Below are 26,041 nucleotides of genomic sequence, written 5' to 3'. Positions count from 1 at the left end.
CGTTCGATCGACCAAATAAAGCCTAGGCTTGAGTGTCGAAAGTGCCAGGGCAACGAGCATGCAACGCAGCAAAAGGCCTGTCTGATCGCAGCTCGGCGACTTTTCGTATAAGGCCTAAGCTGGGCTGATGTGGGAGCGAGCCTGCTCGCGATACAGCGCCTGTGGTTTTATCCGGGCACATCCGAACATACACGGGGGTTCTTCATGACACAGCCACGCCGCGTCGCCATCATCGGTGGAAACCGCATTCCCTTCGCCCGTTCCAACGGGCCTTACGCCACCGCCAGCAACCAGGCGATGCTGACAGCCGCCCTCGAGGGGCTGATCGAGCGCTATAACCTGCATGGCTTGCGCCTCGGCGAAGTGGCTGCCGGGGCGGTGCTCAAGCACTCCCGGGACATGAACCTGACCCGCGAATGCGTGCTGGGCTCGAGACTGTCTCCCAGCACCCCGGCCTACGATGTGCAACAGGCCTGCGGCACAGGGCTGGAGACTGTGTTGCTGGTGGCCAACAAGATTGCCCTTGGCCAGATCGACAGCGCTATCGCCGGTGGCGTGGACACCACCTCGGATGCTCCGATTGCCGTCAACGAAGGGCTGCGCAAGATCCTGCTGCAAGCCAATCGAGCCAAGGGCACCGCCGACAAGCTCAAGACCTTCCTGCAACTGCGTCCCCGTCATCTGATCCCCGACCTGCCTCGCATCAATGAGCCGCGCACGGGCCTGAGCATGGGCCAGCATTGCGAACTCATGGCCCAGACCTGGCAGGTTTCCCGAGAGGACCAGGATCAGTTGGCCTTGGAAAGTCATCAGAAAATGGCCGCGTCCTACGCCCAGGGCTGGCAGAACGATCTGATAACGCCGTTTCTCGGTTTGACCCGGGACAACAATCTGCGCCCGGACCTGACCCTGGAAAAGCTTGCCTCTCTCAAACCGGCTTTCGAAAAAAGCGCCAGGGGGACGCTGACCGCTGGCAATTCCACGCCGCTGACCGACGGCGCTTCGCTGGTGTTGCTGGGCAGTGAAGAATGGGCCAGGGCCCGGGGACTGCCGATTTTGGCGTATCTGCGTGACGGCGAAACCGCGGCGGTGGATTTCGTCAACGGTGCCGAAGGGTTGCTCATGGCTCCAGCCTATGCGGTACCGCGGCTGCTGGCGCGCAACGGCCTGACTCTGCAGGATTTCGATTACTACGAAATCCACGAAGCGTTCGCCGCCCAGGTGTTATGCACCCTCAAGGCCTGGGAGGATGCGGACTATTGCCAGACCCGCCTGGGCCTCGACGCCCCGCTCGGTGCCCTGGACCGCAGCCGGCTGAATGTGAAGGGCAGTTCCCTGGCCGCCGGGCATCCGTTTGCCGCCACGGGCGGGCGAATCGTCGCCAACCTCGCCAAGCTGCTGGATGCCGCGGGCAGGGGACGAGGGCTGATTTCCATCTGCGCAGCGGCCGGCCAGGGCGTGACGGCCATCATCGAGCGTTGAGCACTGCCTTGGCTGGCTGGGTGGCCGAGACCCGCCGGCGGCTTGCATAGCGCTCGGCCAGGATCGAGCAAACGATCAGCTGCAGCGGGTGGTAGATCATGATCGGCAACAGGATCAGTCCCAGGCCGGGATGGTCGCCGAAGATCAGCGCCGCCATCGGGACGCCGGCGGCCAGGGACTTCTTGCTGGCACAGAACACCGCGGCGATTTCATCGGCATTGCTGAACCGCAGGGCACGGGCGGTGCGAGTGGTGGTCCACAGGATGACTGCCAGCAGCACGGTGCTGCCCAGTACGGCGCTGAGCAGCACGCCATGGCCTTGCTGCTGCCAGATCCCGGACACCATGGAATTGCAGAACGCTGCATAGACCAGCAGCAGGATCACCAGCTTGTCGATGATGGCGGTGTAGCGCTTGTAGCGGCCGAAGAAACCGGCCAGCCAGCGCCGCAGGAACTGCCCGAGCACCAGCGGCAGGAGCAGCATCAGGCAGAGATCCAGCAGCGTGGAGCCCAGGTCGATACCCCCGGCGCCCCGCCCGACGACGAAACTGACCAGCAGTGGCGTAAGAAAAATCCCCAGCACACTGGACAGGCTCGCGTTGAGAATCGCCGCCGGGACGTTGCCGCCCGCGCTACCGGTCAGGGCCACGGAAGAGGAAATGGTCGAGGGCAGGGCGCACAGGTATAGGAACCCCAGCATCAGCAGTGGCGGAACATGGCTGCCCAGCAATGCATTGCAGGCCAGCCAGATCAGTGGGAATACCGCGAAGGTGAAGATCTGCACCATCAGGTGCAGCCGGATATTTTTCAGGCCATGACGGACCTGCTCGCCGGACAGGTTCACCCCGTGCAGGAAGAACACTACGAAGATGCCGATATTGACGACCCATTCGGCATGCATTGCGCCACCGGTGGCGCCGAAAGTGGGAAAAAAGTACGCCAGCAATGTGGCGAGCAGCATGCCGCACAGGAACCAGTCGGTCACCATGCGCTTGAGGTGTCTGAAGATTGCCATAGTGCACCACAGTTGTAGGAAACGATGACTTAGCCTAACGTCGGCCCCTGCCACCGTCTTGCGACATAAGGCCATTCAATGCCGACTAACGGACACCAGCAGCTGGAACGCCGCATTCCCGACCTGATTCAGTTGCCCAGGCCGCTGTACGCCCGTGTCGAAAGTTTGAACGCCGGTTCATGGACGCAGGCCCATCGGCATGACTGGGTGCAGTTTTCCTATGCCATCAGCGGTGTCCTGGGGGTGCATACCGCCGCTGGCAGTTTCTTCGCCCCGCCGCAATGGGGCATCTGGATCCCGGCGGACCTGGAACATCAGGTCGTGACCTCCACCCGGGCGGAAATGCGCAGCCTGTATGTCCATCGCGACGCCTGCCCCTGGGCCGATGGCCATTGTCGGGTGCTGGAAGTCACGCCGCTGGCCCGGGAACTGATCAAGGTGTTCTGCCAGTGGCCGGCCGATTATCCCCAGGGAGACACGCCGCAGGAGCGGCTGGTGCAGGTGCTGCTGGACCAGCTGGCAACGTTGCCGGAAGTGGAATTCTCCCTGCCGCTGCCCCGTCACGTGCGTTTGCTGGGATTGTGCAACGAACTGATCGGGCAGCCCGAACGGAACGCCACCCTGCAGGCCTGGTCCGAACGCCTGGGCATGTCGGAAAAGACCTTGATGCGTCTGTTCCAGCGTGAGACCGGTCTGAGCTTCCGAGCCTGGCGACAGCGCATGCGGTTGTTGTCGTCCCTGGGGTCGCTGGAAGAGGGGGACAGCGTGACCGGCGCGGCGTTGTCGTGTGGGTATGATTCCACCTCCGCTTTCATTGCGGCATTCAAGACCATGTTCGGGTTCACGCCGGGCGAGTTGTTCAAGCGTTGAGCCTGGCGAGGGTTGTCAGTTCTTGTCGCAATAACCAGGGCATCGCTTGGCAACACCGGTACTGCTCTCGGCTATGATTCGACTCTGTCGATATCGGCACATTGTGTGCATTGCCTCTACACAGGTCGGCAACCCCTCCCCGTGGAGGTTGTATTGCCGTATAACGGCTGTCATTCGCGTGTTTGGTCACAAAGGACCCAGAATAAAAGCTGATGAAGACTCCAAAACGCATTGAACCCCTGATCGAGGACGGTCTGGTCGACGAGGTGCTGCGCCCACTCATGAGTGGTAAAGAAGCAGCTGTTTATGTGGTGCGCTGTGGCAATGAGCTACGTTGCGCCAAGGTCTACAAGGAGGCGAACAAGCGAAGTTTCCGTCAGGCCGCCGAATACCAGGAGGGCCGCAAGGTGCGCAACAGCCGCCAGGCCCGGGCCATGGCGAAGGGCTCCAAGTTCGGACGCAAGGAAACTGAAGACGCCTGGCAGAACGCCGAAGTGGCGGCGCTGTTCCGCCTGGCCAATGCCGGGGTACGCGTGCCCAAGCCGTACGACTTCCTCGAGGGCGTGCTGTTGATGGAGTTGGTGGCTGACGAGTACGGCGACGCAGCCCCACGGCTGAACGATGTGGTACTGGAGCCAGAACAGGCCCGTGAGTACCACGCGTTTCTGATCTCCCAGATCGTGCTGATGCTGTGTACCGGACTGGTGCACGGGGACCTGTCGGAGTTCAACGTGCTGCTCGCGCCGACCGGTCCGGTGATCATCGACTTGCCACAGGCCGTGGATGCCGCCGGTAACAACCATGCCTTCAGCATGCTGGAGCGGGACGTAGGCAACATGGCGTCCTATTTCGGCCGGTTCGCCCCGGAGCTCAAGCGCACCCGATATGCCAAGGAGATGTGGGCGCTTTACGAGGCCGGCACCTTGCATCCTGGCAGTGTATTGACCGGTGAGTTCGCTGAGCCGGAGCAACTGGCGGATGTGGGTGGGGTCATGCGCGAGATCGAGGCCGCCCGTCGGGAAGAAGAACGTCGCCAGGCCCTGCGTGCGGCCGAGGATGCACCGCCTGGCAAGGCCGAAGAGCCGCCTCCGCCCTGGATGCAGTGATTCGGTTGCTCGAGCTCTGTGGGAGCGAGTCAGTTCGCGGTGATGCCGGATGTATCGGCATCGTCGGTGCCGGTTCGCTCCCGCATTGATGTCCTGGGGCATTCAAATCCTCAAGGGGACGCGGGTCTAGGCATCCGCGGTCTTTTCGCAGCACCCCGATGCCAGCTCCTTGAGAATCGGGCAGTCCGGGCGGTGATCGCCGTGACAGTGCTCCACCAGGTCCTGAAGGGTGTCGCGCAACCCGGCCAGCTCACGAATTTTCTGGTTCAGTTCGTCGATGTGCTGTCGCGCCAAGGCCTTCACGTCGGCGCTGGCCCGTTGTCGGTCCTGCCAGAGGGTCAACAGTTTGCCGACTTCTTCCAGGGAAAACCCCAGATCCCTGGAGCGCTTGATGAACGCCAGGGTGTGCAGGTCTTCGGTGCCGTAGATCCGGTAGCCGCTGTCGGTTCGATGGGCGGCCTTGAGCAGGCCGATGGTTTCGTAATACCGGATCATCTTCGCGCTCAGGCCGCTTTGGCGGGCCGCTTGGCCGATGTTCATCACTTGTCCTCCAGGTGCCCGGGTGTCCAGAATTTCAACAGCAGCGCATTGCTCACCACGCTGACGCTCGACAGCGCCATGGCGGCGCCGGCCAATACGGGGTTGAGCAAGCCGAATGCCGCCAGCGGAATGCCGATCAGGTTATAGACAAAGGCCCAGAACAGGTTCTGGCGGATCTTGGCGTAGGTCTTGCGGCTGATGTCCAGAGCCGCCGGCACGAGCCGTGGATCACCGCGCATGAGGGTAATGCCGGCGGCGTGCATGGCCACGTCGGTACCGCCGCCCATGGCGATACCGATGTCCGCGGCGGCCAGGGCCGGGGCGTCGTTGATCCCGTCGCCGACCATGGCCACCACGGCGTTTTTCTTCAATTCAACGACGATGGCGGACTTGTCTCCCGGCAGCACTTCGGCATGCACATTGGCGATACCCAGCGCCTCGGAAACCACTCGGGCGCTGCCCCGGTTATCGCCGGTGAGCAGGTGACTGGTGATATGCCGTGCGTCCAGCGCCTGCACAGCCGCCAGAGCACCAGGCTTGAGGGTGTCACCGAACGCGAACAGGCCCAGCACGCGGGGCGTGGCGTTCTGTTCGACCAGCCAGGACAGAGTCCGGCCTTCGGTTTCCCAGGCCTGGGCCGACTCGGCCAGCGATCCGGGGGCCAGGCCCAGTTCGTCCAGCAGGCGACGATTGCCCAGGGCCAGGCGCCGACCATCGAGGCTGCCGGCGATGCCGCGTCCGGCCAGGGCCTGGCTGTCGCTGACGTTCGGCACATCCAGGCCACGCTCGGCACAAGCGTCCAGCACTGCTTTGGCCAGGGGATGTTCGCTGCCGCGTTGCAGGGCACCAGCCAGTTGCAACAAGGTAGCCTCGTCGCCGTCGAGGGCCGCCAGGTGGGCGATTCGTGGTGTGCCGGAGGTGAGGGTACCGGTCTTGTCGAAGACCACCGAGCTGACTTCATGGGCGCGCTCCAGAGCCTCGGCATCCTTGATCAGAATCCCGTGGCGCGCCGCCACGCCGGTACCGGCCATGATTGCTGTAGGTGTCGCCAGGCCCAGGGCGCAAGGGCAGGCGATCACCAGTACGGCGACGGCATTGATCAATGCCGTCTCCAGCGGCGCCCCATACAGCCACCAGCCCGCCAGGGTGGCCAGGGCCAGCACCAGCACCACGGGCACGAATACCTGGCTGACCTTATCCACCAGTTTCTGGATGGGGGCCTTGGCCGCTTGGGCGTCTTCCACCAGGCGGATGATGCGCGCCAGGACTGTCTCGGTACCCAGGGCCCGTGTGCGTACCAACAGGCGGCCTTCGCCATTGATGGCGCCGCCGGTGACCTTGTCGCCGGGCTGTTTGGGGACCGGCAGGCTCTCGCCGCTGATCAGCGCCTCGTCGGCATGACTTTGTCCCTCCAGGACTTCACCGTCCACTGGAAAGCGCTCTCCAGGCTTGACCAGCACCACGTCATCGAGGCGCAGGGCACTGATGGCGACGTCCCGTTCCTGGCCGTCGATCACCTGCGTTGCCCGTTCCGGGCGCAGGGCTTCGAGGGCGCGAATGGCGCTGGCGGTCTGGCGCTTGGCACGGCTCTCCAGGTATTTGCCCAGCAATACCAGGGCAATCACCACCGCCGAAGCCTCGAAATACAGATGCGACGAACCGGCGAGCACCCATTCATAGATACTCAGGCCGTAGCCGGCGCTGGTGCCCAGGGCCACCAGCAGGTCCATGTTCCCCGCCCCAGCACGCACTGCCTTGAAGGCCGCGACATAAAAACGCGCCCCGAAAATGAACTGGACCGGCGTCGCCAGGACGAACTGCACCCAGGCCGGGAGCATCCAGTGCACGCCGAATGGCTGCAACAGCATCGGCAGCACCAGCGGCAACGACAGCATGATCGCCAGTATCAGCACCAGGCGTTCTCGGTCCAGCCGACGGATCTGGCTGTCCTGGGGGGGCTCGGCCTGCCAGACGCTGGCGTCGTAACCGGCACGCTTGACTGCGTCGATCAGGGCTTGCGAATCGACCTGGCCGAGCAATTGAAGGTGGGCGCGCTCGTTGGCCAGGTTGACACTGACGCGGTTCACGCCGGGGACTTTGCCCAGGGCGCGTTCGACCCGGCCGACGCATGAGGCGCAGGTCATCCCTTCGATCTTCAGTTCAAGGGTCTGGACGGGCACGCTGTAGCCGGCGTGTTCGACGGCCTGCATCAAGGCCGGCAGGCTCTGTGCCGGGGCCTCGACCCGGGCCTGTTCCGTCGCCAGGTTCACGCTGACGGCGCGGGTGCCGGCGACTTTGCTCAACGCCCGCTCGACCCGACCGGCGCAACTGGCGCAGGTCATGCCGGCGATCGGCAGATTGAACGTGGTGGATTCGGACATTGGTCAGGCTCCCTGTAGTGAATGACTACAGGATCAACCTTGCCATGCTGGCAAGGTCAAGAGCCAGTTCAAACTATCCAGTCATCTGGAAGCGAGCGGCTGAAGGCGCGACCCTATCGCGAGCTGGCTCGCGCCTGCAGGCAGCGCTTCATTCGATCCTGGGGATCAATAACCCAGCGTTGCCTGCTTGAGGTACATGCCTTGCTGATTGGCGGCTATACGGAACTTCAGAATGTCCCCGGCCTTGAGGGTGACGTCTTGCGAGCCTGGCGCGAGCATGCCTGGACTGCATCCCGGCACCTGGCCTGGCAGTAGTTTCAGACGCAAGGAGAATCGTCCTGGCGGCAGGTTGAAGGAGGTACTCGTTTCCTGAAACAGCCTGGCCGTGAGTTGGTCGTCGATATAGATGCCAATCTCGCAGGAAGTCGCTACTTCCAGGCGCTCGCGGGAAATGATCAGCACGCCGTAGTCTTCGCCGGCGGCCGAAGCCTGGGGAACCACTGCTGACAAACCGAGCATGCAAAACAGGCTGAACGCTGACCAGCGCATGACTGAACCTCCGGTGTGAAATCCTTGATGTGTGCAGCTTGGCTGAGCGCGTTGCCGATTGCCAGCCCGGCAGTTTTCGCCAGAACTTGACCTTGCCATGATGGCAAGCTTGAAACTGCCGACAACCTCAACTGCCTAGGAGTCATTTCATGCAAACACTCAATGTCCAGGGAATGTCCTGCGGTCATTGCGTCAGGGCCATCACCCAGGCTGTACAGGCCAGGGATCCATCCGCCGACGTGCAGGTGGACCTCGGCGCCAAGACGGTACGGGTCCAGAGTTCCTTGCCGGTCGAGACGCTGGTCGAGGCCATCCAGGAGGAGGGGTACGAGGTCACTCCCGCCTGAATTATTTTTAATCGTTAGCGACCTATCGGAATGTTCAAGGGCGCCCGGCACGGATAGACTGTCGGGCTGCCGACTGACGCCTGAACGGGACGCCCGATGAACCTTCGTATCATTCTGATTCTCGGCGCCTTGAGCGCCTTCGGTCCCTTGGCGATCGATTTCTACCTGCCTGCCTTTCCGGCCATGGCTGCCGCCTTCGGCACTGACGAAAAACATATCCAGCTGACGCTCGCCGCCTATTTCCTTGGACTGTCCATCGGGCAACTGGCCTACGGGCCCGTGGCCGATCGCTTCGGTCGGCGCATTCCATTGCTGACGGGCGTCGGGTTGTTCACCCTGGCGTCCGTGGCCTGCGCCTACGCACCGAGCCTGGAATGGCTGATCGGGGCCCGTTTCGTCCAGGCCCTGGGCGGATGTGCCGGTATGGTGATCTCCCGCGCGGTGGTCAGCGACAAATGCGATGCGGTCGGCTCGGCCAAAGTGTTTTCCCAGCTGATGCTGGTGATGGGACTGGCGCCGATCCTGGCCCCGATGCTCGGCGGCCTGCTGGTGAACCTGTACGGTTGGCAATCGATTTTCATCGGCCTGACCCTGTTCAGCGCACTGGCCGCAACGGCCGTGGCCCTGTGGCTGCCCGAGAGCCTGCCGCCCCACATGCCCCGACAACCATTGTCCGGCGCCTTGCGCCAATATGGTCGGTTGTTGGGCGATTGGGTCTTCCTGGGGCATGCGTTGACAGGTGGGATCGCGATGGCCGGGATGTTTGCCTACATCGCCGGCTCGCCGTTCGTATTCATCAAGCTCTACGGCGTGCCGGCCGAGCACTTCGGTTGGCTGTTCGGGACCAACGCAGCCGGTTTTATCCTGGTGGCGCAGCTCAACGCTCGGTTGCTGTCCAAGCGTGGCCCGGCCTTCCTGCTGGTCCGCGCGGTATGGGTCTACCTGGCCGCCGGCCTGAGCCTCCTGGGTGTTTGCTCCTTGCAGCCTGCGCATTTGTGGCCGTTGCTGGTGCCTCTGTTCGTTTGCATCTCCAGCCTGGGATGCATCATTCCCAACGCGTCTGCATGTGCCATGAACGGCCAAGGTGCCCGGGCTGGCAGTGCTTCAGCCATGCTGGGGTGCCTGCAGTTCTCCGTGGCCGCTGGTTCTGCCGCGCTGGTGGCGGCGTTGCATGACGGTACGGCCGTGCCGATGGCGTTGGTCATCAGCCTTTGCGGACTGTTGGTCGTTGGCACGGCCATGCTGACCCGGCGCTTGCAGGATGCCCGGGTCGTCGGTCGTCAGGACTGATTCAGCCGGCCGCGCGCTGTTGCTGTTCAGGGAATTGGTGCGGCGCGAGAATTCGAGCCTGGAGGGTGGTGGCGAAGGCCTTGGCTTCGGCCTCGGTACGGAAGGTGACGACATGCTGGTCAAGACGCACTTGCCACTGGGATTTTGCCACTTCTTTTATCAGGATCTTCATTGCTGACCTCCTCACGTAAAAGATTGCGTTGCAAAGGCCTCGAGTGTAGACCGGAATACGATCGCAATTGTGACAACGGTCAATTGTCAGACTGACGGTGGCTATTTCCGTCCAGGGGCAGGCTTGCGATGAGAGCGGCACGCTGTGCCGTGCCTCCTCATATTCATCGCAAGCAAGCTGCCATGCCGATCGCTAGAAGCCTTCGAGTACGATCTTGCCCTTGGCCTTGCCGCTTTCCAGCAGCGCATGGGCGCGGCGCAGGTTTTCGGCGGTGATGATGCCGAAGTGTTCCCCGACGGTGGTCTTCAGGGTGCCGGCGTCGACCAGCGCGGCGACACGGTTGAGCAGGCGGTGCTGTTCAATCATGTCTGGCGTTTCGAACAGCGAGCGGGTGTACATGAATTCCCAGTGCAGCGACAGGCTTTTGCGCTTGAGTTTGGTTACGTCCAACGCCTTGGGATCGTCGATCAGCGCCAGCTTGCCCTGGGGGGCCAGGGCCTCGACCAATTGCTCCAGATGCTGGTCGGTCTGGGTCAGGCTGGCAACGTGGGTCACTTGGGACTGGCCCGCTGCTTTCAGTGCTTGGCTCAACGGTTGGCTGTGATCGATCACCAGATCGGCCCCCAGGCCCCGTACCCACTCCTGGGTCTGTGGCCGGGAAGCGGTGCCGATGACCTTCAGCCCGGTGAGCCGGCGAGCCAGTTGCGTCAGGATCGAACCCACGCCTCCCGCGGCACCGACGATCAGCAGGCTCTGGTCGCTGTTGTCCTGGCCTTCGCGGATCTGCAGCCGTTCGAACAACAGCTCCCAGGCGGTGATGGCCGTCAATGGCAGTGCGGCCGCCTCGGCAAAACCGAGGGTCACAGGCATGTGGCCAACGATGCGCTCGTCCACCACGTGCAATTCACTGTTGCCACCCGCCCTGGTGATGGAACCGGCGTAGAACACTTTGTCACCGGCCTTGAACAAGGACACTTCGCTGCCCACGGCCTTGACCACACCGGCCACGTCCCAGCCCAGCACCTTGGCGGCGCCACCTTCAGGCGAGACATTCTGGCGGACCTTGGTGTCGACCGGGTTGACCGAAATGGCCTTGACTTCCACCAGCAGGTCCCGGGGACCTGCGACAGGTTCGGGTAACTCGATGTCCTGCAACGATTTCACGTCGGTGATCGGCAGCGAATGGTAGTAGGCAATGGCTTTCATGGAGCGGCTCCGTCAGATGATTGGATGCCACCAATGGTTAGCTATTTATCGACGCGATAAAACCGGCTAAAAGAACAGGCTCTTTCAATATTTTTTTGATAACGGAGTCGCCATGCTTCGATTCGATGACCTGCAGCTCTTTGTCCGGGCGGCGGATCTGGGCAGCCTTTCTGCCGCGGCCAGGGTCATGGACCTGTCGGCAGCGGTGGCCAGTGCCGCATTGAAGCGGATCGAGCAGCATCTTGGGGCCCGGCTGTTGGCCCGTTCGACCCGCAGCCTGCGCCTGACCGCCGAAGGGGAGAGCTTCCTCGAATATGCCCGGGCCGCACTGAGCAGCCTTGACGAGGGACGGCGATTGTTGACCAGTGGCCAGGACCGGGTCAGTGGTGTGCTGCAGCTGTCCGCACCCTCGGATCTGGGGCGCAACCTGCTGCTGCCCTGGCTGGACGAATTCCAGGGCGAGCATCCCGGGCTGACGGTGCGGCTGTTGCTGGGGGATCGGATCGCCGACCTGTTCAAGCAACCCGTGGACATCGCGCTGCGTTATGGCGAACCGGAGGACTCTAGCCTGGTGGCCCTTGCGGTCGCGGCGGATAACCGCAGGGTGCTATGTGCTGCGCCGGACTACCTGGCCCGCCATGGCGAACCTCGTCAGCTGGAACAACTGGCCCAGCACAATTGCCTGTTGTACATGCTCGGTACCCGAGTCCATGACCGCTGGTGCTTTCATGACGGTAAGCGGGAAGTGAGTCTCACCGTCAGCGGGGACCGCTTCAGCGACGATGCCGACGTGGTGCGACGCTGGGCGGTGGCCGGGGCGGGCATCGCCTACAAGTCGTGGCTGGATGTCTCGACCGATGTGCTGGCCGGACGCTTGAAGATCCTGCTGCCGCACCTGCAATGCGAGCGTGCGCCGCTGAATCTGCTGTGTGCTCATCGGGCACAGTTGAGCAAGCCCATCAACCTGTTGCGGGAAATGCTCCAGGCCCGCTGTGGACATTTGACCGCGCAATTTCCGCGCTCGACAGAGGATGACCAATAGTCGCGGGCAAATAGAGAATTTTCCCTCATGAACAATCGCCTCCAAAGGTTTCCGGAGGACAGGAAAGCTTGGTCGCCACGCTTATACTAACGGCCGCCTGAATCGACACGGCACGGGGGAAGCATTGTCCCGTCGATGCATCGATGCCGTCGGTTCCCGCGGTCGGGCCGCCTTGGGCGGCGCCTCATGACGGGTCACCAGGCCCCAGAGCAGTAGACGAATGATTCAACAGGGAGTGAATACATGGAACATGCACCTTGCATCAGCCAGATCGCCACGCTGCTGGCCGACCCAAAGCGCAGCGCAATGATGTGGGCGCTGATGGACGGCACGGCGCGGCAGGCTGAAGAGCTGGCTTTGCTGGCCGGGTTATCGCCGTCCTCGGCCAGTGCTCATCTGGGGCGCCTGTCCGCCGGTGGCCTGTTGAAAGTCGAAGCCCGGGGACGCAAACGGTTTTTCCGCCTCGCGGCACCCGAGATCGGCGCGGCTGTCGAGGCCCTGGCCAGCGCCACGCTCGCCAGCACACCGCGACAGATCCCGGAGGTCTTCAAGCGAGGGGTGATGCCAACCAAGGCGCCGTCGGCCCCGGCCTCGTTGTTGCGGGCCAGGCTGTGTGACGATCACTTGGGAGGCACCCTGGCGGCCGACCTGTACCAGCGCCTGCTGGATGCCGGCTGGATCGAGCAGTGCGACCAGCGTGTCATCGTCACCCACAAGGGTTCCAGCCAGTTGGCCGGTCATGGCCTGTTCATCCAGGCCCTGGCCCATCGCAACGCCCGCACCGCCTGCGCCTGCCCCGATTGGAGCGAACGCCGTCCGCACCTGGGAGGCGCCCTGGGGGCTGCGTTGCTGCAATTGTTCATGCAGTCCGGCTGGTTGAGCCTGCCCAACGACTCACGCGCCTTGCAGGTGACGGTGCTCGGCCAGCAGGAAATCCATCGTTTCGCCAGGCAGGATGCCCTGGAAATGGCGCTCTAGGGCTATCGACAGGTCGTATTCAGCAATAGCCAGCCGCGAGGTTCGCGCACACTCGGGCCGACGATCATCGGACTGGGGGACGCAATATGGACACTCACCGTTACAGTGCGGCAGAACGCTTGGAGCGGCTGCCCATCAGCGGATATCACCGGGTTATCTTCATCATCATCGCCCTGGCGTTTTTCTTCGACTCGATGGACCTGGCCATGATGACCTTCCTGCTGGGCTCGATCAAAGTCGAGTTCGGCTTGAGCACTGCCCAGGCGGGACTGCTGGCCAGCTCCAGCTTCTTCGGCATGGTGGTGGGGGCGTCGCTGTCGGGCATGCTGGCTGATCGGTTCGGGCGCAAACCGGTGTTCCAGTGGAGCATCGTGTTGTGGGGCGTCGCCAGTTACCTGTGCTCCACCGCCCAGGACATCGAGACACTGACGCTGTTTCGCATCCTGCTGGGGATCGGCATGGGCATGGAATTTCCGATTGCCCAGTCCATGCTTTCTGAGCTGATCCCGGCCAGGCAGCGGGGACGCTACATTGCCTTGATGGATGGCTTCTGGCCGCTGGGCTTCGTGGCGGCGGGGGCGCTGTCGTATTTCCTGCTGCCGGTGATCGGCTGGCGCGACATCTTTCTGGTGCTGGCGGTACCGGCGGTGTTCGTCCTGGTGATTCGCTTCTTCATTCCCGAGTCGCCGCGCTGGCTGGAACAAGCCGGGCGGGATGGCGAGGCGGACGCCGTGCTGGGACGAATCGAGGACAAGGTCCGGCGCTCCCTGGGGAGCCAGGCACTGCCGGAGCCGATCCGGCTGCCAAGGCAGGTGGATGCGCCGGGCACGTTCTTTTCGGCGCTGACGCGGATCTGGTCACCGTTGTATCGCCAGCGCACGATGATGATCTGGAGTGTCTGGTTCTTCGCCCTGCTGGGATTCTACGGGCTGACATCCTGGCTGAGCGCGCTCCTGCAGCAGTCGGGGTTTGCCGTGACCCAGTCGGTGTATTACACCGTACTGATTTCCCTGGGCGGGATCCCGGGGTTCCTGATGGCGGCCTGGCTGGTGGAACGCTGGGGACGTAAGCCCGTGTGTGTCATGACCCTGTTGGGCGGTGGCGTAATGGCGTTTCTCTATGGGCAGAGCGCGGTGTTCGGCGGCAACGTTGGCCTGTTGATCGGCACCGGTCTGCTGATGCAGTTCTTCCTGTTCGGCATGTGGGCGGTGCTCTACACCTACACGCCGGAACTGTATCCCACCTCGGCGCGGGCCACGGGCTCGGGCTTTGCCTCCGCGGTCGGTCGCATCGGCTCGTTGCTCGGGCCACTGGTGACCGGTCTGGTATTTCCCATCACCGGACAGGGCGGTGTATTCGCTTTGGGCGCGCTGTGCTTCGCCGTGGCGGCCGGAGTGGTGTGGTTGTTCGGGATGGAAACCCGGGGCAGGACCCTGGAAGAATTGAGCGAAGCCACCAGGTAACGAACACGACCGTGGCGAGGGGAGCAAGAGTACTCGCCACAGGTCTTTTTCTGTGGCGAGTCGCTCATTGTGAGGCTTAAGGCTTGACCAGGCGTGCATCCAGGCTGTTTTGCGCCAGACGCCTGGCCTGGTCCTGGGTCATGCCCAGATGAGTGTGCAGCGCGTGGAAGTTTTCCGTGACGTAGCCGCCGAAGTACGCCGGATCGTCCGAGTTGACGGTCACCTTCACGCCACGCTCGAGCATGTCGAGGATATTGTGCTGCGACATGTCGTCGAACACACAGAGCTTGGTATTGGACAACGGGCAGACCGTCAGCGGAATCTGCTCGTCGATGATCCGCCGCATCAACCGCTCATCTTCGATGGCCCGCACGCCGTGGTCGATGCGCTGGATCTTCAGCAGGTCGAGGGCCTCCCAGATGTATTCGGGCGGGCCCTCCTCGCCTGCGTGGGCCACGGTCAGGAAGCCTTCGTGACGCGCGCGGTCGAATACCCGCTGGAACTTGCTCGGTGGATGCCCCATCTCGGAGCTGTCCAGGCCCACGGCCACGAAGGCATCGCGGAAGGGCAGCGCCTGGTCGAGGGTTTTCTCGGCCTGTTCTTCGCTCAGGTGACGCAGGAAGCTGAGGATAAGGCCACTGGTGATGCCCAGTTGCTGTTCACCGTCCTTGAGGGCGGCGGCGATACCGTTGAGCACCACTTCGAAAGGAATGCCACGGTCGGTGTGGGTCTGTGGGTCGAAGAACGGCTCTGTGTGGACCACGTTCTGCTCCTTGCAACGGAGCAGGTAGGCCCAGGTCAGGTCGTAGAAATCCTGCGAGGTGCGCAAGACGTCGGCGCCTTGGTAATACAGGTCGAGGAACTCCTGCAGGTTGTTGAAGGCATAGGCCTTGCGCAGGGTGTCGACGTCGCTCCACGGCAGGGCGATCCTGTTGCGTTCGGCCAGGGCGAACAGCAGCTCGGGCTCCAGCGAGCCCTCCAGGTGCAGGTGTAGTTCAGCCTTGGGCAGGGCGTTCAGCCAGTCGTACATGTTCTTTTCTCATCAGCGAATCGATGGCAGCCATTCTACAGAGGCTGGCCGTAATGTCTGGTAAAACCTGACCGGCCGATCCACTGTCTGGGCAAGGCTGCGCACCGCGAGCCTCGCGGGTCGATGAATCGGAGGAAACGTTCGTAGCCCCCCACAGTCTAGTAGCTCATGACTCCGCGCACAGTGCAGGCCTGGGATGTCCTCATTGATCAAGCAAGAAAAACTGTTGTTGCTGGCGCTTCTGGCGGCGCTCGTCGCCTATCCGCTGGAACACTGGCTGTTGGGCGGTGGCCGGATCGTTGCGCTGACGGGTGGGTTGGTCCTGATCGGCTTCATTATCGCGGCGTCCATGCGCGTGGCCCATCACGCCGAACTGCTGGCGGAAAAGGTCGGCGATCCATACGGCACCATGATCCTGACCCTGTCGGCGGTACTGGTAGAGGTCGTGGTCCTGGCGATCATGATGAGCAACCAGGCATCTCCCACTCTGGTGCGGGACACGATCTATAGCGCAGTGATGCTCGACATCAATGGCATCCTCGGGCTCGCCGCGCTGATGGGTGGGCTCAAGCATGGCGAGCAGGTCTATAACGACGATTCGGCACGCACCTACAGCGTGATGATTCTCACCGCCATGGGCGTTTCGATGGTGGTGCCCGAATTTATTCCCCAGGAAAACTGGAAGCACTATTCGGCATTCACCATCGGCGCGATGATCGTGCTGTACACCCTTTTTCTTCGCATGCAGGTCGGACCTCACAGCTATTTCTTCAGCTACAGCTATCCGGAAAAGCGCCGCCGGAAAGAACCGCTGGAGAACGAGCCCAAGCCCATCAGCCTGGCGTTTTCCATCGGTGCGCTGGTGTTTGGCGTCGTGCTGATCGGCGCGCTGGCCGAGGTCATGTCCAAGGCCATCGACCTGGGCCTGGAGGGCTCAGGCGCACCGCCGGTGGTCACCGCGATACTGGTGGCGGCCATTTCCGCCGCACCGGAAATCCTCACCGCCCTGCGCGCCGCTCTCGCCAATCGGATGCAGTCGGTGGTGAACATTGCCCTGGGGGCTTCGTTATCGACGGTGATCCTGACAGTGCCGGTGATGGAGGCCATGGCGCTCTACTCCGGCCAGCCTTTCCAGATGGCGATGACCCCGGTGCAGACAGTGATGATCTTCATCACCCTGATCGTCAGCGCCATCAACCTCAACGATGGCGAAACCAATGCCATCGAAGGCATGACTCACTTCGTCCTGTTCGCGACCTTCATCATGTTGTCGCTGCTGGGCCTCTAAGGCCTGCTCGCGACAGCAGTGTGCATCGCGAGCAGGCTTCAGGTCAGATACCCGCGATCAGTTCCCGCGCCGCCTGACTGTGGTCGGCAATCAGCCCCTTCAGATCGAGCCCCTCGACCTGGCCGTCGATGACGCGCCATCGTCCGCCGATCATCACCCGATCGGCCCGGTCCGCGCCGCACAGCAACAAGGCTGAAATCGGATCGTGGCTGCCGGAAAAGCGCAGCTCGTCGAGCTTGAACAGGGCCAGGTCAGCCTGTTTGCCCACCGCCAGTTCGCCGATGTCGCTGCGTCCGAGCAACTGCGCCGAGCCCCGGGTTGCCCAGCCCAGCACCCTTTCTGGCGTGATTGCCTGTGCGCCGTAGCGCAGGCGCTGGATGTACAGCGCCTGGCGGGTTTCCAGGATCATGTTCGAGGCGTCGTTGGAAGCCGAACCGTCCACACCGAGGCCAAGGGGGGCGCCGGCGGCGGTCAGCTCGACGGTGGGGCAGATACCCGAGGCCAGGCGCATGTTTGAGCTGGGGCAATGGCAGATGCCGGTGCCGGCGGCGCCAAGGCGAGCGATTTCGTCGGTGTTGAAATGAATGCCGTGGGCCAGCCAGGTGCGAGGACCGAGCCAGCCGACGCTGTCAAGGTAGTCCACGGTACGCAGGCCGAAACGCTGCAGGCAGAAGTCTTCCTCGTCGAGGGTCTCTGCCAGGTGTGTATGCAGGCGGACATCGAGGCTGTCCGCCAGGTCGGCGCTGGCTTTCATGATTTCGGGGGTGACCGAGAATGGAGAGCAGGGCGCCAGGGCGATCTGGACCTGCGCGCCGTCGCCGCGCTCATGGTAACGCTCGATCAAGCGCTGGCTGTCATCGAGAATTACCTGGCCCTGTTGCACCGTCTGCTGCGGCGGCAGGCCACCGTCGGCTTGGCCCAGGCTCATGGAACCGCGGGTCAGCATCGCGCGCATGCCCAGTTCGCGGACACTGTGCACTTGCACGTCGATTGCGTTTTCCAACCCTTCGGGGAACAGGTAATGATGGTCGGCGGCCGTGGTACAGCCCGACAGCAGCAATTCAGCCAGTGCCACTCGGGTCGCCAGGGCAAGTTTTTCCGGCGTCAGCCGCGCCCACACCGGATACAGGGTTTTCAACCACGGGAATAATGGCTGGTTGACCACCGGCGCCCAGGCGCGGGTCAGCGTCTGGTAGAAATGGTGATGGGTATTGATCAAGCCCGGCAGCACGACATGGTCGCGTGCATCGAAGACGTTGTCCCAGGGAAGGGAAGGGGATTGGCCCGCGCTCAGCAGTTCGACGATCACACCGCCTTGCAGGACGAGGCCGCCACGGACGTCGAGGTCGTTGGCCGTGAAGATGGCGAGGGGATTTTTCAACCAGGTACGGGTCGCAGGCATGGTGGCCGGCTCCTCTGAAAGTGGGTTCAGGTTAGCCAGCTCAGTGATGCCCTGTCTGCTGATCCAGGGTCGCCGTTGGGGGCGAAGCGCGAGTTTACTCAGGTTGCCGGACACATTTCCAGTGCCGGGCCGCGTGCTCCTGGGCAGGCGGGCTTACTCGCGAATGTGCAAGGGCACCCGGCGTTGATGCCGGCTGGCCCGTTGTCTTGGCAAGCAAGCCTATTGCCAATGTCCGTCATTACCAGGGGATGGTTTCGCCCTTGTAGTTGACGAAGTGATGTCCACCCTTGCCGGCAAAGGCGTTGACCTGGTCGATCAATCCACGAGTACTGGTTTCGACGTCGATATCCGCCCCTTCACCGCCCATGTCGGTTTTCACCCAGCCCGGGTGCAATGACAGTACCGTCAATGGCCGTCCGCCCAGTTGGGTAACGAAGCTGTTGGTCATGGAATTGAGCGCGGCCTTGCTGGCCTTGTACAACGCCAGTTCCGGCGCGTCGGGCATGGTCACGCTGCCCAGGACCGAACTCATGAATGCCAGGACGCCGCTGCCTTCGCGGATCTGGCCAACGAACCGTTGGGCCAGGTTGATCGGTGCCACTGCGTTGGTAAAGAACAACTGGCCGACTTCGGCCAGCGTCGCGCCGCCGGGGTTCTGGTTGTCCGGGCCTTTGACGCCCGCGTTGACGAACAGAAGATCATAGGTTTCGCCCTTGAGCTGTTGGCTCAGGGCGATTACGGCTTGCTGGTCATCCATGTCGAGTTTTTCTATTCGAACCGGGCCCAGCGCCTTCAATGCCTGCGCGTTCTGCGGATTGCGTACGGTGGCGGTCACGTTCCAGCCATCGCTCAGCAACGTTTTCACCAGGCCAAGGCCCAGCCCCCGAGAGGCGCCAATGATCAGTGCGTTTTTTGCCGAATTCATGGGGAGCATCCTAGAAAGAAATGGTCACGGATTTAATGGACAACGTTGCCCGAGCCGTTGTTTCAGCTCGTGACGCAAAGCGTCGAGTTCGTTCATGCGGGTTTCGATCAGGTTCAGTTTGTTCTGCAGCAGTTGAGCCACGGCGCGGTCCGGGTCAGGTGCCTGCCGCAGGGCGGCGACGCTGCTGCCGATCTCGCCGAGGGTAAAGCCCAGGCGTTGAGCTGTCTTGATATAGAGCACCAGTTGCACCATGTCGGCGGGGTAGTCGCGATACCCATTGGCGCTGCGGCCCGCCGCAATCAGTCCGCGCTGCTCGTAGAAGCGCAGCGTGTCACGACTCACGGCACAGGCCTGGGCTAGTTCACCGATTCGCATGGCAATCTCCGGAAAGCTTGACCCTGGAGCTTACCCCAGGCTTTAGTCTTTTCGCTCCTTGATTATCTGGAGCAATGCCTATGTGGACTTCACTGCAATTTCGTCGCGTGGTGCTCGGTGGCGCCTGGTACGACCTGATCGTCACTGCGGCATTCGCCACGCCATGGAGTTTCGCCGCTCTGCACGGCTGGTTGCTGGGCGCGACCCAGATGCTCGGCCTGCCTGGAGAGTTGCCCCCGTTTGGGGTCATGCACCTGTTGGTGGCCAATCTCTTGGGCTCGATCGTTTGTGTATGGTCGGTACTGCGGATTCGGGATCCGCGGCCACTGTACGGGCGGTATGACGCCGTGGGGCGGTTGCTGTTTGCGACCTGGATGCTTTACGCGCTGCTGCATGGCGCCAGCGCGCTGGTGTGGGTATTTCTGTTTTTCGAGTTGATGTGGGCCGTCGTCCAGCTGTTGCCTGTACGTGGCGAGCAAGCTCGTTTTGTCCATGGGGGGAATGGTTAAAAAGTGAGCAAGCGCTTGAGAACCATGCATTTCCTGGGGTCGCGGGAGACATGAACGGGTTATCCACAGCTTGCTCCACAGTTATTGTGTGAAAGCCCGAGACTCGGGCATAAGCGTTGGCCGGCTTTCTTCCAAAAGTGATAACCCCCTGCAAGCGTTTGTTTTATGGATGGAATTTGGATTGGCCAGGCGCTTGGACGAAAAATGAGCAACCCTCGCAAAGCCGCATGACAGAAGGGTTGCAAAGGAATGTGCTCAGGTTATCCACAGCCGGCTGCAAAGTGGTTGTGGGCAATTTTGATCAGGTATTATCAGCGCCGTCGGTTCGCACCAGCACAATTCGGCCGCGACTCAAGTCGGCCAGTTGTGCCTGCAAGGTCTGGATCTGGGCTTCGGCTACCGCCAGCTGCAACTCCACACCGTTGGCGGTGAATGATTCGTTGTTTATCAGTCCGCCAGATTCGGCGACACGCAGCTTCAACAGGGCCAGCTCTGCGAACGCGCAGGTACAATGCAGCGCCACGCGGCTGATCAATTCTGTCTTGTCGGCACTCTGCAGGCACTTGTTCGCGCCGCCGCCATAAGCCCGCGCCAGCCCGCCCGTGCCCAACTGGATCCCGCCGTACCAACGGATCACCAGCACCACGACCTGATCGCAAGCCTGGGCTTCGATGGCGGCCAGGATCGGCCTTCCAGCGGTTCCACCCGGTTCCCCATCATCGTTGCTGCGATATTGATCGCCCAGTTTCCACGCCCAGCAATTATGCGTTGCGTCCAGGTCGCTGTGCTGCTCGATGAAGGCCTGGGCCTCGGCGGGACTGGTGATGGGGGCGGCGAATGTAATGAAGCGGCTTTTGCGAATTTCTTCGCGGTACTCGCAAAGGCCGACAAGGGTAAAAGGCATGCTGGAACTCAGAGGATGGGGGTAAGGCCGCAGCCTTTGAGAATGATGCGGATCAGGTTGTCGCCGGCCTCGATCATGTCCTGTTTGGTCAGTTTGCTACGTCCCGTCACGCGGCATATCTGGGTGGCGAAGTCGGCGTAGTGCTGGGTGCTGCCCCATAGCAGGAAGATAAGATGTACCGGATCGACCGGATCCATCTTGCCGGCATCGATCCAGGCCTGGAACACCGCTGCACGACCCTTGAACCAGGCACGGTAGTCCTGGTTGAAGTATTCGGTCAGGCATTCGCCGCCACTGATCACTTCCATGGCGAAGATCCGCGAGGCCTGGGGGTGGCGGCGGGAAAACTCCATCTTGGCGCGAATGTAACGGGTCAAGGCTTCGGCCGGATCATCCTCAGCCGTGAGGGTGTTGAAGGTGCTGTCCCACAATTCGATGATGTTGCTCAGGACTGCGACATACAGCCCGAGTTTATTGGTGAAGTAATAGTGCAGGTTCGCTTTGGGCAGTCCGGCATTCAGGGCGATCGTGTTCATGCTTGTGCCTTTGAATCCGTGCCGGGCGAATTCATCTTCAGCGGCCTTGAGGATGGTCTCTTCGTTCTTTTGACGAATTCGGCCGGTGGGCTTGCCACCGTGGGCAGGGACTTCGAAGGTCATGGACGTTTCCGAACTGGGTCTGTGGGGCAAGCAAATGCGTTGATAGCGCACCGGCGATGATCCGACAAGTGCCGTTGTGACAAAAGCCTTTCAGTTATCGCTGGGCAAACCCTGTCCACGCATCTGCGAGGTGTCAGCGGGTAGCCGCGAGATTCTCGAGAAAACTCTCCAGCACCAGATGAGGACGTCGGCCCTTGCGCGTCACCGTCACCAGGCTCAGGTCATAAAAGCGTTCCCTGGGTTTCAGGGCGCGCAACCGGCCTTGCTGGACCCAGAGGTTGGCGTAGTGATCCGGCAGATAGCCGATGTAGCGCCCGGTGAGAATCAGGAACGCCATCCCTTCGCGGTCCGATGCGCTGGCAGTGCAGTTGAGTGCCTGGTAACGGGCCTGGATTTCAGCAGGCAGGCGGAACGTCGGCGCGATGGCATCCTGGCTGTTCAGGCGCGCTTCGTCGAGCTGCAGGTCATCCACATAAAACAGCGGATGCCCGACGGCGCAGTAAAGCAGCGAGCGTTCGCTGTAGAGCGGCTGGTACTCCAGCCCGGAAAGGGGGCTGGCCTGGGGCACTACGCCGACATGCAGGCGCCCGTCGAGTACGCCCTGCTCGACTTCGTTAGGGGCAATCATGCGAATCTGGATCTGTACGTCGGGCCCGCGCTCCTTCAACTGAGCCAGGGCATGGGTGATGCGCATGTGAGGCAGGGTGACGAGATTGTCGGTCAGGCCGATGATCAGTTCGCCACGCAGGTGCTGGTGGAGGCCGTTGACCTCGGTACGAAAGCTTTCCAGCGCGCTCAGTAGCTGCAGCGCCGATTGATACACCTCGCGACCTTCTTCCGTCAGCGAGAAGCCGGCTCTTCCGCGCTGGCACAGGCGCAGCCCCAGCCTTTGCTCAAGATCGCTCATCTGCTGGCTGATGGCCGAGCGGCCAATACCCAGCACGGTTTCCGCCGCAGAAAATCCTCCGGATTCCACTACGCTTCGAAAGATGCGCAGCAAGCGGATATCGAAATCGCTGACCTGGGCCAACGGATCGGGGCGGCGAACGCTCATAGTTTAGTGAACCGCTGACTGAAGGTTAGAAAAGTTGAATTTCACCGACTTTATCCCCGTGGCAACGTAGTCGCAACCACACTTCCGTCTTCATGCAGTCTATTCCTTGCGAGGTTTTGTCGATGAACATGCCCGAACACGCTGGTGCTTCACTGGCCAGCCAGCTCAAGCTCGATGCCCACTGGATGCCTTACACCGCCAACCGCAATTTTCTGCGCGATCCTCGTCTGATCGTCGCGGCCGAAGGCAGCTGGCTGGTCGATGACAAGGGGCGCAAGGTGTACGACTCGCTGTCGGGGCTGTGGACTTGTGGCGCCGGGCACACTCGCAAGGAGATCCAGGAGGCGGTCGCCAAACAGCTGGGAACTCTCGATTACTCGCCAGGTTTCCAGTACGGCCACCCGCTGTCGTTCCAGTTGGCGGAAAAAATCACCAGCCTGACGCCAGGCAACCTCAACCACGTGTTCTTCACTGACTCGGGTTCCGAGTGCGCCGATACCGCCGTGAAAATGGTACGTGCCTACTGGCGCCTCAAGGGTCAGGCGACCAAGACCAAGATGATTGGCCGAGCCCGTGGTTATCACGGCGTCAACATCGCGGGCACCAGCCTGGGTGGCGTGAACGGCAACCGCAAGTTGTTCGGCCAGCCCATGCAGGATGTCGACCATCTGCCCCATACCCTGTTGGCAAGCAACGCCTATTCCCGTGGCATGCCGAAGGAGGGCGGTATCGCTCTGGCCGATGAGCTGCTCAAGCTGATCGAGCTGCACGATGCTTCAAATATCGCCGCAGTATTCGTCGAACCGATGGCCGGGTCCGCCGGTGTGCTGGTGCCGCCTGAAGGTTATCTCAAGCGCCTGCGGGACATCTGCGACCAGCACAATATCCTGCTGGTATTCGACGAGGTTATCACCGGTTTCGGCCGTACCGGTTCGATGTTCGGTGCAGATAGCTTTGGAGTGACCCCCGACCTGATGTGCATTGCCAAGCAAGTCACCAACGGTGCTGTTCCCATGGGCGCGGTCATCGCCAGTTCCGAGATCTACCAGACCTTCATGAACCAACCGACCCCCGAATACGCGGTGGAATTTCCCCACGGTTATACCTATTCGGCACACCCAGTGGCGTGCGCTGCGGGCCTGGCGGCGCTGGATTTGCTGCAGAAGGAAAACCTGGTGCAGAGCGTGGCCGAGGTCGCGCCGCATTTCGAAAATGCCCTGCATGGCATCAAGGGGGCGAAGAACGTCATCGATATTCGCAATTTCGGCCTGGCGGGAGCGATCCAGATTGCACCGCGGGATGGCGATGCAATCGTACGTCCGTTCGAGGCGGGTATGGCGCTGTGGAAGGCCGGGTTCTACGTCCGCTTCGGCGGCGATACCCTGCAGTTCGGGCCGACGTTCAACAGCAAGCCTCAGGACCTGGATCGTCTATTCGATGCGGTTGGTGAAGTGCTGAACAAGCTGGACTGACATTCTCTTCTTTATACATTCAATGATGGGCGCCCGGGCACGGGCGCCTGTGGATAATTTTCGGAGATCTCCATGAGCCTCATCCCGCATTTGATCAATGGCGAGTTGTTGAGTGACAGTGCTCGTACGGCCGATGTATTCAACCCATCCACCGGCCAGGCGATCCATAAAGTGCCATTGGCCGACAGTGCCACCATCCAACAGGCTATCGACGCAGCCAATGCGGCATTCCCTGCCTGGCGCAAGACGCCGGCGGCCAAGCGTGCCCAGGTGATGTTCCGTTTCAAGCAACTGCTTGAGCAGAACGAGTCGCGTATCGCGCAACTGATCAGCGAGGAGCATGGCAAGACGTTGGAAGATGCGGCTGGTGAGCTCAAGCGTGGTATCGAAAACGTCGAGTTCGCCTGCGCCGCACCGGAAATTCTGAAGGGCGAATACAGCCGCAACGTAGGCCCGAACATCGATGCCTGGTCGGACTTTCAACCGCTGGGTGTCGTGGCGGGCATCACTCCGTTCAACTTCCCGGCGATGGTCCCGCTATGGATGTACCCGCTGGCGATCGTTTGCGGCAACTGTTTCATCCTCAAACCCTCCGAGCGCGATCCGAGCTCGACCTTGCTGATTGCGCAACTGCTTCTGGAAGCCGGGCTGCCCAAGGGCGTATTGAGCGTGGTGCATGGCGACAAGGTTGCGGTGGATGCGCTGATCGAAGCGCCGGAAGTGAAGGCGCTGAGTTTTGTCGGTTCGACGCCGATTGCCGAATACATCTATGCCGAGGGCACTCGGCGTGGCAAGCGCGTCCAAGCGCTGGGCGGAGCGAAGAACCACGCGGTGCTGATGCCGGATGCGGACCTGGACAATGCGGTCAGTGCCTTGATGGGGGCTGCCTATGGTTCCTGCGGCGAACGTTGCATGGCTATTTCGGTGGCTGTCTGTGTCGGTGACCAGGTGGCGGATGCGCTCGTGAGCAAGCTGGTTCCGCAGATCCAAGCGCTGAAGATTGGCGCCGGCACCTCGTGCGGTCTGGACATGGGGCCGTTGGTGACTGGACAGCATCGCGACAAGGTCAGCGGTTATATCGAGGACGGTGTGGCATCGGGTGCGACGCTGGTGGTCGATGGTCGTGGCTTGAGTGTGGCCGGGCACGAAGAAGGTTTCTTCCTCGGAGGTTGCCTGTTCGATCGCGTGACGCCCGAGATGCGCATCTATAAGGAAGAGATCTTCGGGCCGGTGCTGTGCATTGTTCGGGTCAATAGCCTGGAAGAGGCCATGCAACTGATCAATGATCACGAATATGGCAACGGCACTTGCATCTTCACCCGTGATGGTGAGGCGGCGCGGCTGTTCTGCGATGAGATCGAGGTCGGCATGGTGGGCGTCAACGTACCGTTGCCTGTGCCAGTGGCCTACCATAGCTTCGGCGGTTGGAAGCGTTCGCTGTTTGGCGATCTGCACGCCTACGGCCCGGATGGCGTGCGTTTCTATACTCGACGCAAGGCCATCACTCAGCGCTGGCCGCAGCGCGCCAGTCATGAGGCTTCGCAGTTCGCGTTTCCCAGCTTGTAATTGAAAACACAGAGGCCGGCGCCGCAGGGCGCCGGCCTCTGTGTTTTCACGGCTTTTTAACCGATATGACAGAATTATGAAAATAGCTGTTGACGGCAGATTCTGAGTCTCTATAATTCGCCCCACTTCCGGCGCAGTCGAAACGGAAAACTTCTTGAGATTCAATAAGTTATGAAGTTTTCGGGTGTGCAGGGCTTCAAATCATCGAAGTCCGGAAGGGGTCGACAGGGTTGCAGTCAAGTCCCGTCGGCACTTCGATCTTCACGATCGAAGACGCTGGAAAAGAGGTGTTGACAGCAGCGGCTAACGCTGTAGAATTCGCCTCCCGCTGACGAGAGATCGAAAGCGCAAGTGGTTGAAGTTGCAAAGGAAACTTTGAAAACTTCTGAAAATAACCACTTGACAGATGTACGGGG

Annotated in this window: 26 protein-coding genes; 12 read left to right on the top strand and 14 right to left on the bottom strand. The window is 61.7% G+C overall.

What is annotated here, in order from left to right; translation table 11 throughout:
* Window positions 1–204: 204 nt before the first annotated feature.
* Window positions 205–1,482: an acetyl-CoA C-acetyltransferase gene (locus BT179_RS16605; protein WP_072431735.1), complete on the top strand. Its 1,278-nt coding sequence runs from the start codon at window positions 205–207 to the stop codon at window positions 1,480–1,482.
* On the opposite strand, the gene BT179_RS16600 is transcribed toward BT179_RS16605, so the two are convergent.
* Complete coding sequence (locus BT179_RS16600; RefSeq protein WP_072431736.1) at window positions 1,469–2,497, bottom strand: bile acid:sodium symporter family protein; 1,029 nt, start codon at window positions 2,495–2,497, stop codon at window positions 1,469–1,471. The two genes, BT179_RS16605 and BT179_RS16600, sit on opposite strands and share 14 nt — an antisense overlap.
* A gap of 78 nt (window positions 2,498–2,575) precedes the next feature.
* Between BT179_RS16600 and BT179_RS16595 the strand changes: the two genes are divergently transcribed.
* Both BT179_RS16595 and BT179_RS16590 read left to right on the top strand, forming a co-directional pair.
* Window positions 2,576–3,367 (top strand): AraC family transcriptional regulator, encoded by a 792-nt coding sequence (locus tag BT179_RS16595; RefSeq protein ID WP_072397805.1) that lies wholly within the window; start codon window positions 2,576–2,578, stop codon window positions 3,365–3,367.
* A gap of 212 nt (window positions 3,368–3,579) precedes the next feature.
* Window positions 3,580–4,473 carry a PA4780 family RIO1-like protein kinase gene (locus BT179_RS16590; RefSeq protein WP_072397804.1) on the top strand — a complete coding sequence of 298 codons (894 nt, stop codon included), beginning with the start codon at window positions 3,580–3,582 and terminating at the stop codon, window positions 4,471–4,473.
* 126 nt (window positions 4,474–4,599) lie between these two features.
* Here BT179_RS16590 and cueR read toward each other — a convergent pair whose 3' ends face one another.
* From cueR to BT179_RS16575, 3 genes are all read right to left on the bottom strand, one after another.
* A complete protein-coding gene (gene cueR / locus BT179_RS16585; RefSeq protein ID WP_072431737.1) occupies window positions 4,600–5,013 on the bottom strand; it encodes a Cu(I)-responsive transcriptional regulator in 414 nt (137 codons plus the stop codon).
* The gene (locus BT179_RS16580; RefSeq protein WP_072431738.1) at window positions 5,013–7,394 is read right to left on the bottom strand and encodes a heavy metal translocating P-type ATPase; all 2,382 of its coding nucleotides are present in this window, start codon (window positions 7,392–7,394) and stop codon (window positions 5,013–5,015) included. Before BT179_RS16580 ends, cueR begins: the two co-directional genes overlap by 1 nt.
* A 165-nt stretch (window positions 7,395–7,559) precedes the next feature.
* The gene (locus BT179_RS16575) at window positions 7,560–7,943 is read right to left on the bottom strand and encodes a hypothetical protein (protein WP_072431739.1); all 384 of its coding nucleotides are present in this window, start codon (window positions 7,941–7,943) and stop codon (window positions 7,560–7,562) included.
* Between the two features lie 149 nt (window positions 7,944–8,092).
* On the opposite strand from BT179_RS16575, the gene BT179_RS16570 reads away from it, so the two are divergent.
* Both BT179_RS16570 and BT179_RS16565 read left to right on the top strand, forming a co-directional pair.
* Window positions 8,093–8,290 carry a heavy-metal-associated domain-containing protein gene (locus BT179_RS16570; RefSeq protein ID WP_072397800.1) on the top strand — a complete coding sequence of 66 codons (198 nt, stop codon included), beginning with the start codon at window positions 8,093–8,095 and terminating at the stop codon, window positions 8,288–8,290.
* A gap of 96 nt (window positions 8,291–8,386) precedes the next feature.
* Complete coding sequence (locus BT179_RS16565; RefSeq protein ID WP_072397799.1) at window positions 8,387–9,580, top strand: multidrug effflux MFS transporter; 1,194 nt, start codon at window positions 8,387–8,389, stop codon at window positions 9,578–9,580.
* A 1-nt stretch (window position 9,581) separates the two neighbouring features.
* Here the strand turns inward: BT179_RS16565 and BT179_RS26780 are convergent, their stop codons facing one another.
* Both BT179_RS26780 and BT179_RS16560 read right to left on the bottom strand, forming a co-directional pair.
* Window positions 9,582–9,752 carry a hypothetical protein gene (locus BT179_RS26780; RefSeq protein ID WP_165887848.1) on the bottom strand — a complete coding sequence of 57 codons (171 nt, stop codon included), beginning with the start codon at window positions 9,750–9,752 and terminating at the stop codon, window positions 9,582–9,584.
* 192 nt (window positions 9,753–9,944) lie between these two features.
* Window positions 9,945–10,958, bottom strand: coding sequence for a zinc-binding alcohol dehydrogenase family protein (locus tag BT179_RS16560; protein ID WP_072431740.1), 1,014 nt, complete (start codon window positions 10,956–10,958; stop codon window positions 9,945–9,947).
* A 112-nt stretch (window positions 10,959–11,070) separates the two neighbouring features.
* Here BT179_RS16560 and BT179_RS16555 point away from each other — a divergent pair, with 112 nt between their 5' ends.
* From BT179_RS16555 to BT179_RS16545, 3 genes are all read left to right on the top strand, one after another.
* The gene (locus BT179_RS16555; protein WP_072431741.1) at window positions 11,071–12,000 is read left to right on the top strand and encodes a LysR family transcriptional regulator; all 930 of its coding nucleotides are present in this window, start codon (window positions 11,071–11,073) and stop codon (window positions 11,998–12,000) included.
* A gap of 243 nt (window positions 12,001–12,243) precedes the next feature.
* Complete coding sequence (locus BT179_RS16550; RefSeq protein ID WP_072397796.1) at window positions 12,244–12,978, top strand: ArsR/SmtB family transcription factor; 735 nt, start codon at window positions 12,244–12,246, stop codon at window positions 12,976–12,978.
* A gap of 86 nt (window positions 12,979–13,064) precedes the next feature.
* Window positions 13,065–14,441 carry an MFS transporter gene (locus BT179_RS16545; RefSeq protein WP_072431742.1) on the top strand — a complete coding sequence of 459 codons (1,377 nt, stop codon included), beginning with the start codon at window positions 13,065–13,067 and terminating at the stop codon, window positions 14,439–14,441.
* 76 nt (window positions 14,442–14,517) lie between these two features.
* On the opposite strand, the gene BT179_RS16540 is transcribed toward BT179_RS16545, so the two are convergent.
* Complete coding sequence (locus BT179_RS16540) at window positions 14,518–15,471, bottom strand: adenosine deaminase (protein ID WP_072431743.1); 954 nt, start codon at window positions 15,469–15,471, stop codon at window positions 14,518–14,520.
* A gap of 196 nt (window positions 15,472–15,667) precedes the next feature.
* Between BT179_RS16540 and BT179_RS16535 the strand changes: the two genes are divergently transcribed.
* Window positions 15,668–16,759, top strand: coding sequence for a calcium:cation antiporter (locus BT179_RS16535; RefSeq protein WP_072397793.1), 1,092 nt, complete (start codon window positions 15,668–15,670; stop codon window positions 16,757–16,759).
* 43 nt (window positions 16,760–16,802) lie between these two features.
* Here BT179_RS16535 and BT179_RS16530 read toward each other — a convergent pair whose 3' ends face one another.
* The 3 genes from BT179_RS16530 to BT179_RS16520 all read right to left on the bottom strand — a co-directional run bounded on the left by BT179_RS16530 (window position 16,803) and on the right by BT179_RS16520 (window position 19,461).
* Window positions 16,803–18,161: an 8-oxoguanine deaminase gene (locus tag BT179_RS16530; RefSeq protein WP_072431744.1), complete on the bottom strand. Its 1,359-nt coding sequence runs from the start codon at window positions 18,159–18,161 to the stop codon at window positions 16,803–16,805.
* A gap of 238 nt (window positions 18,162–18,399) precedes the next feature.
* Window positions 18,400–19,086, bottom strand: coding sequence for an SDR family oxidoreductase (locus BT179_RS16525; RefSeq protein ID WP_072397791.1), 687 nt, complete (start codon window positions 19,084–19,086; stop codon window positions 18,400–18,402).
* 24 nt (window positions 19,087–19,110) lie between these two features.
* Complete coding sequence (locus BT179_RS16520; RefSeq protein WP_072397790.1) at window positions 19,111–19,461, bottom strand: MerR family transcriptional regulator; 351 nt, start codon at window positions 19,459–19,461, stop codon at window positions 19,111–19,113.
* An 80-nt stretch (window positions 19,462–19,541) separates the two neighbouring features.
* Here BT179_RS16520 and BT179_RS16515 point away from each other — a divergent pair, with 80 nt between their 5' ends.
* Window positions 19,542–19,970 (top strand): hypothetical protein, encoded by a 429-nt coding sequence (locus BT179_RS16515; protein ID WP_072397789.1) that lies wholly within the window; start codon window positions 19,542–19,544, stop codon window positions 19,968–19,970.
* Between the two features lie 301 nt (window positions 19,971–20,271).
* On the opposite strand, the gene BT179_RS16510 is transcribed toward BT179_RS16515, so the two are convergent.
* From BT179_RS16510 to BT179_RS16500, 3 genes are all read right to left on the bottom strand, one after another.
* Window positions 20,272–20,874, bottom strand: a complete 603-nt coding sequence (locus tag BT179_RS16510) for an IMPACT family protein (protein WP_072431745.1) — start codon at window positions 20,872–20,874, stop codon at window positions 20,272–20,274.
* Window positions 20,875–20,882: 8 nt separating this feature from the next.
* Entirely contained in the window at window positions 20,883–21,533 is a 651-nt protein-coding gene (locus BT179_RS16505) for a TetR/AcrR family transcriptional regulator (protein ID WP_072397787.1), read from the bottom strand.
* Between the two features lie 133 nt (window positions 21,534–21,666).
* Window positions 21,667–22,587, bottom strand: coding sequence for a LysR family transcriptional regulator (locus tag BT179_RS16500; protein ID WP_072397786.1), 921 nt, complete (start codon window positions 22,585–22,587; stop codon window positions 21,667–21,669).
* A gap of 122 nt (window positions 22,588–22,709) precedes the next feature.
* On the opposite strand from BT179_RS16500, the gene BT179_RS16495 reads away from it, so the two are divergent.
* Window positions 22,710–24,059 carry an omega-aminotransferase AptA gene (locus tag BT179_RS16495; RefSeq protein ID WP_072431746.1) on the top strand — a complete coding sequence of 450 codons (1,350 nt, stop codon included), beginning with the start codon at window positions 22,710–22,712 and terminating at the stop codon, window positions 24,057–24,059.
* A 72-nt stretch (window positions 24,060–24,131) separates the two neighbouring features.
* Window positions 24,132–25,625 (top strand): CoA-acylating methylmalonate-semialdehyde dehydrogenase, encoded by a 1,494-nt coding sequence (locus BT179_RS16490; protein WP_072397784.1) that lies wholly within the window; start codon window positions 24,132–24,134, stop codon window positions 25,623–25,625.
* A 196-nt stretch (window positions 25,626–25,821) separates the two neighbouring features.
* On the opposite strand, the gene BT179_RS26860 is transcribed toward BT179_RS16490, so the two are convergent.
* On the bottom strand, window positions 25,822–26,041 hold a 220-nt coding region (locus tag BT179_RS26860; RefSeq protein WP_256343849.1), incomplete at its 5' end, for a hypothetical protein.

The sequence above is a fragment of the Pseudomonas sp. NFACC43 genome, from assembly GCF_900119645.1.
Classification (GTDB): domain Bacteria; phylum Pseudomonadota; class Gammaproteobacteria; order Pseudomonadales; family Pseudomonadaceae; genus Aquipseudomonas.
The sequence above is the reverse complement of the archived record's forward strand: the minus strand, read 5'-3'. Positions and strand labels throughout refer to the sequence as shown.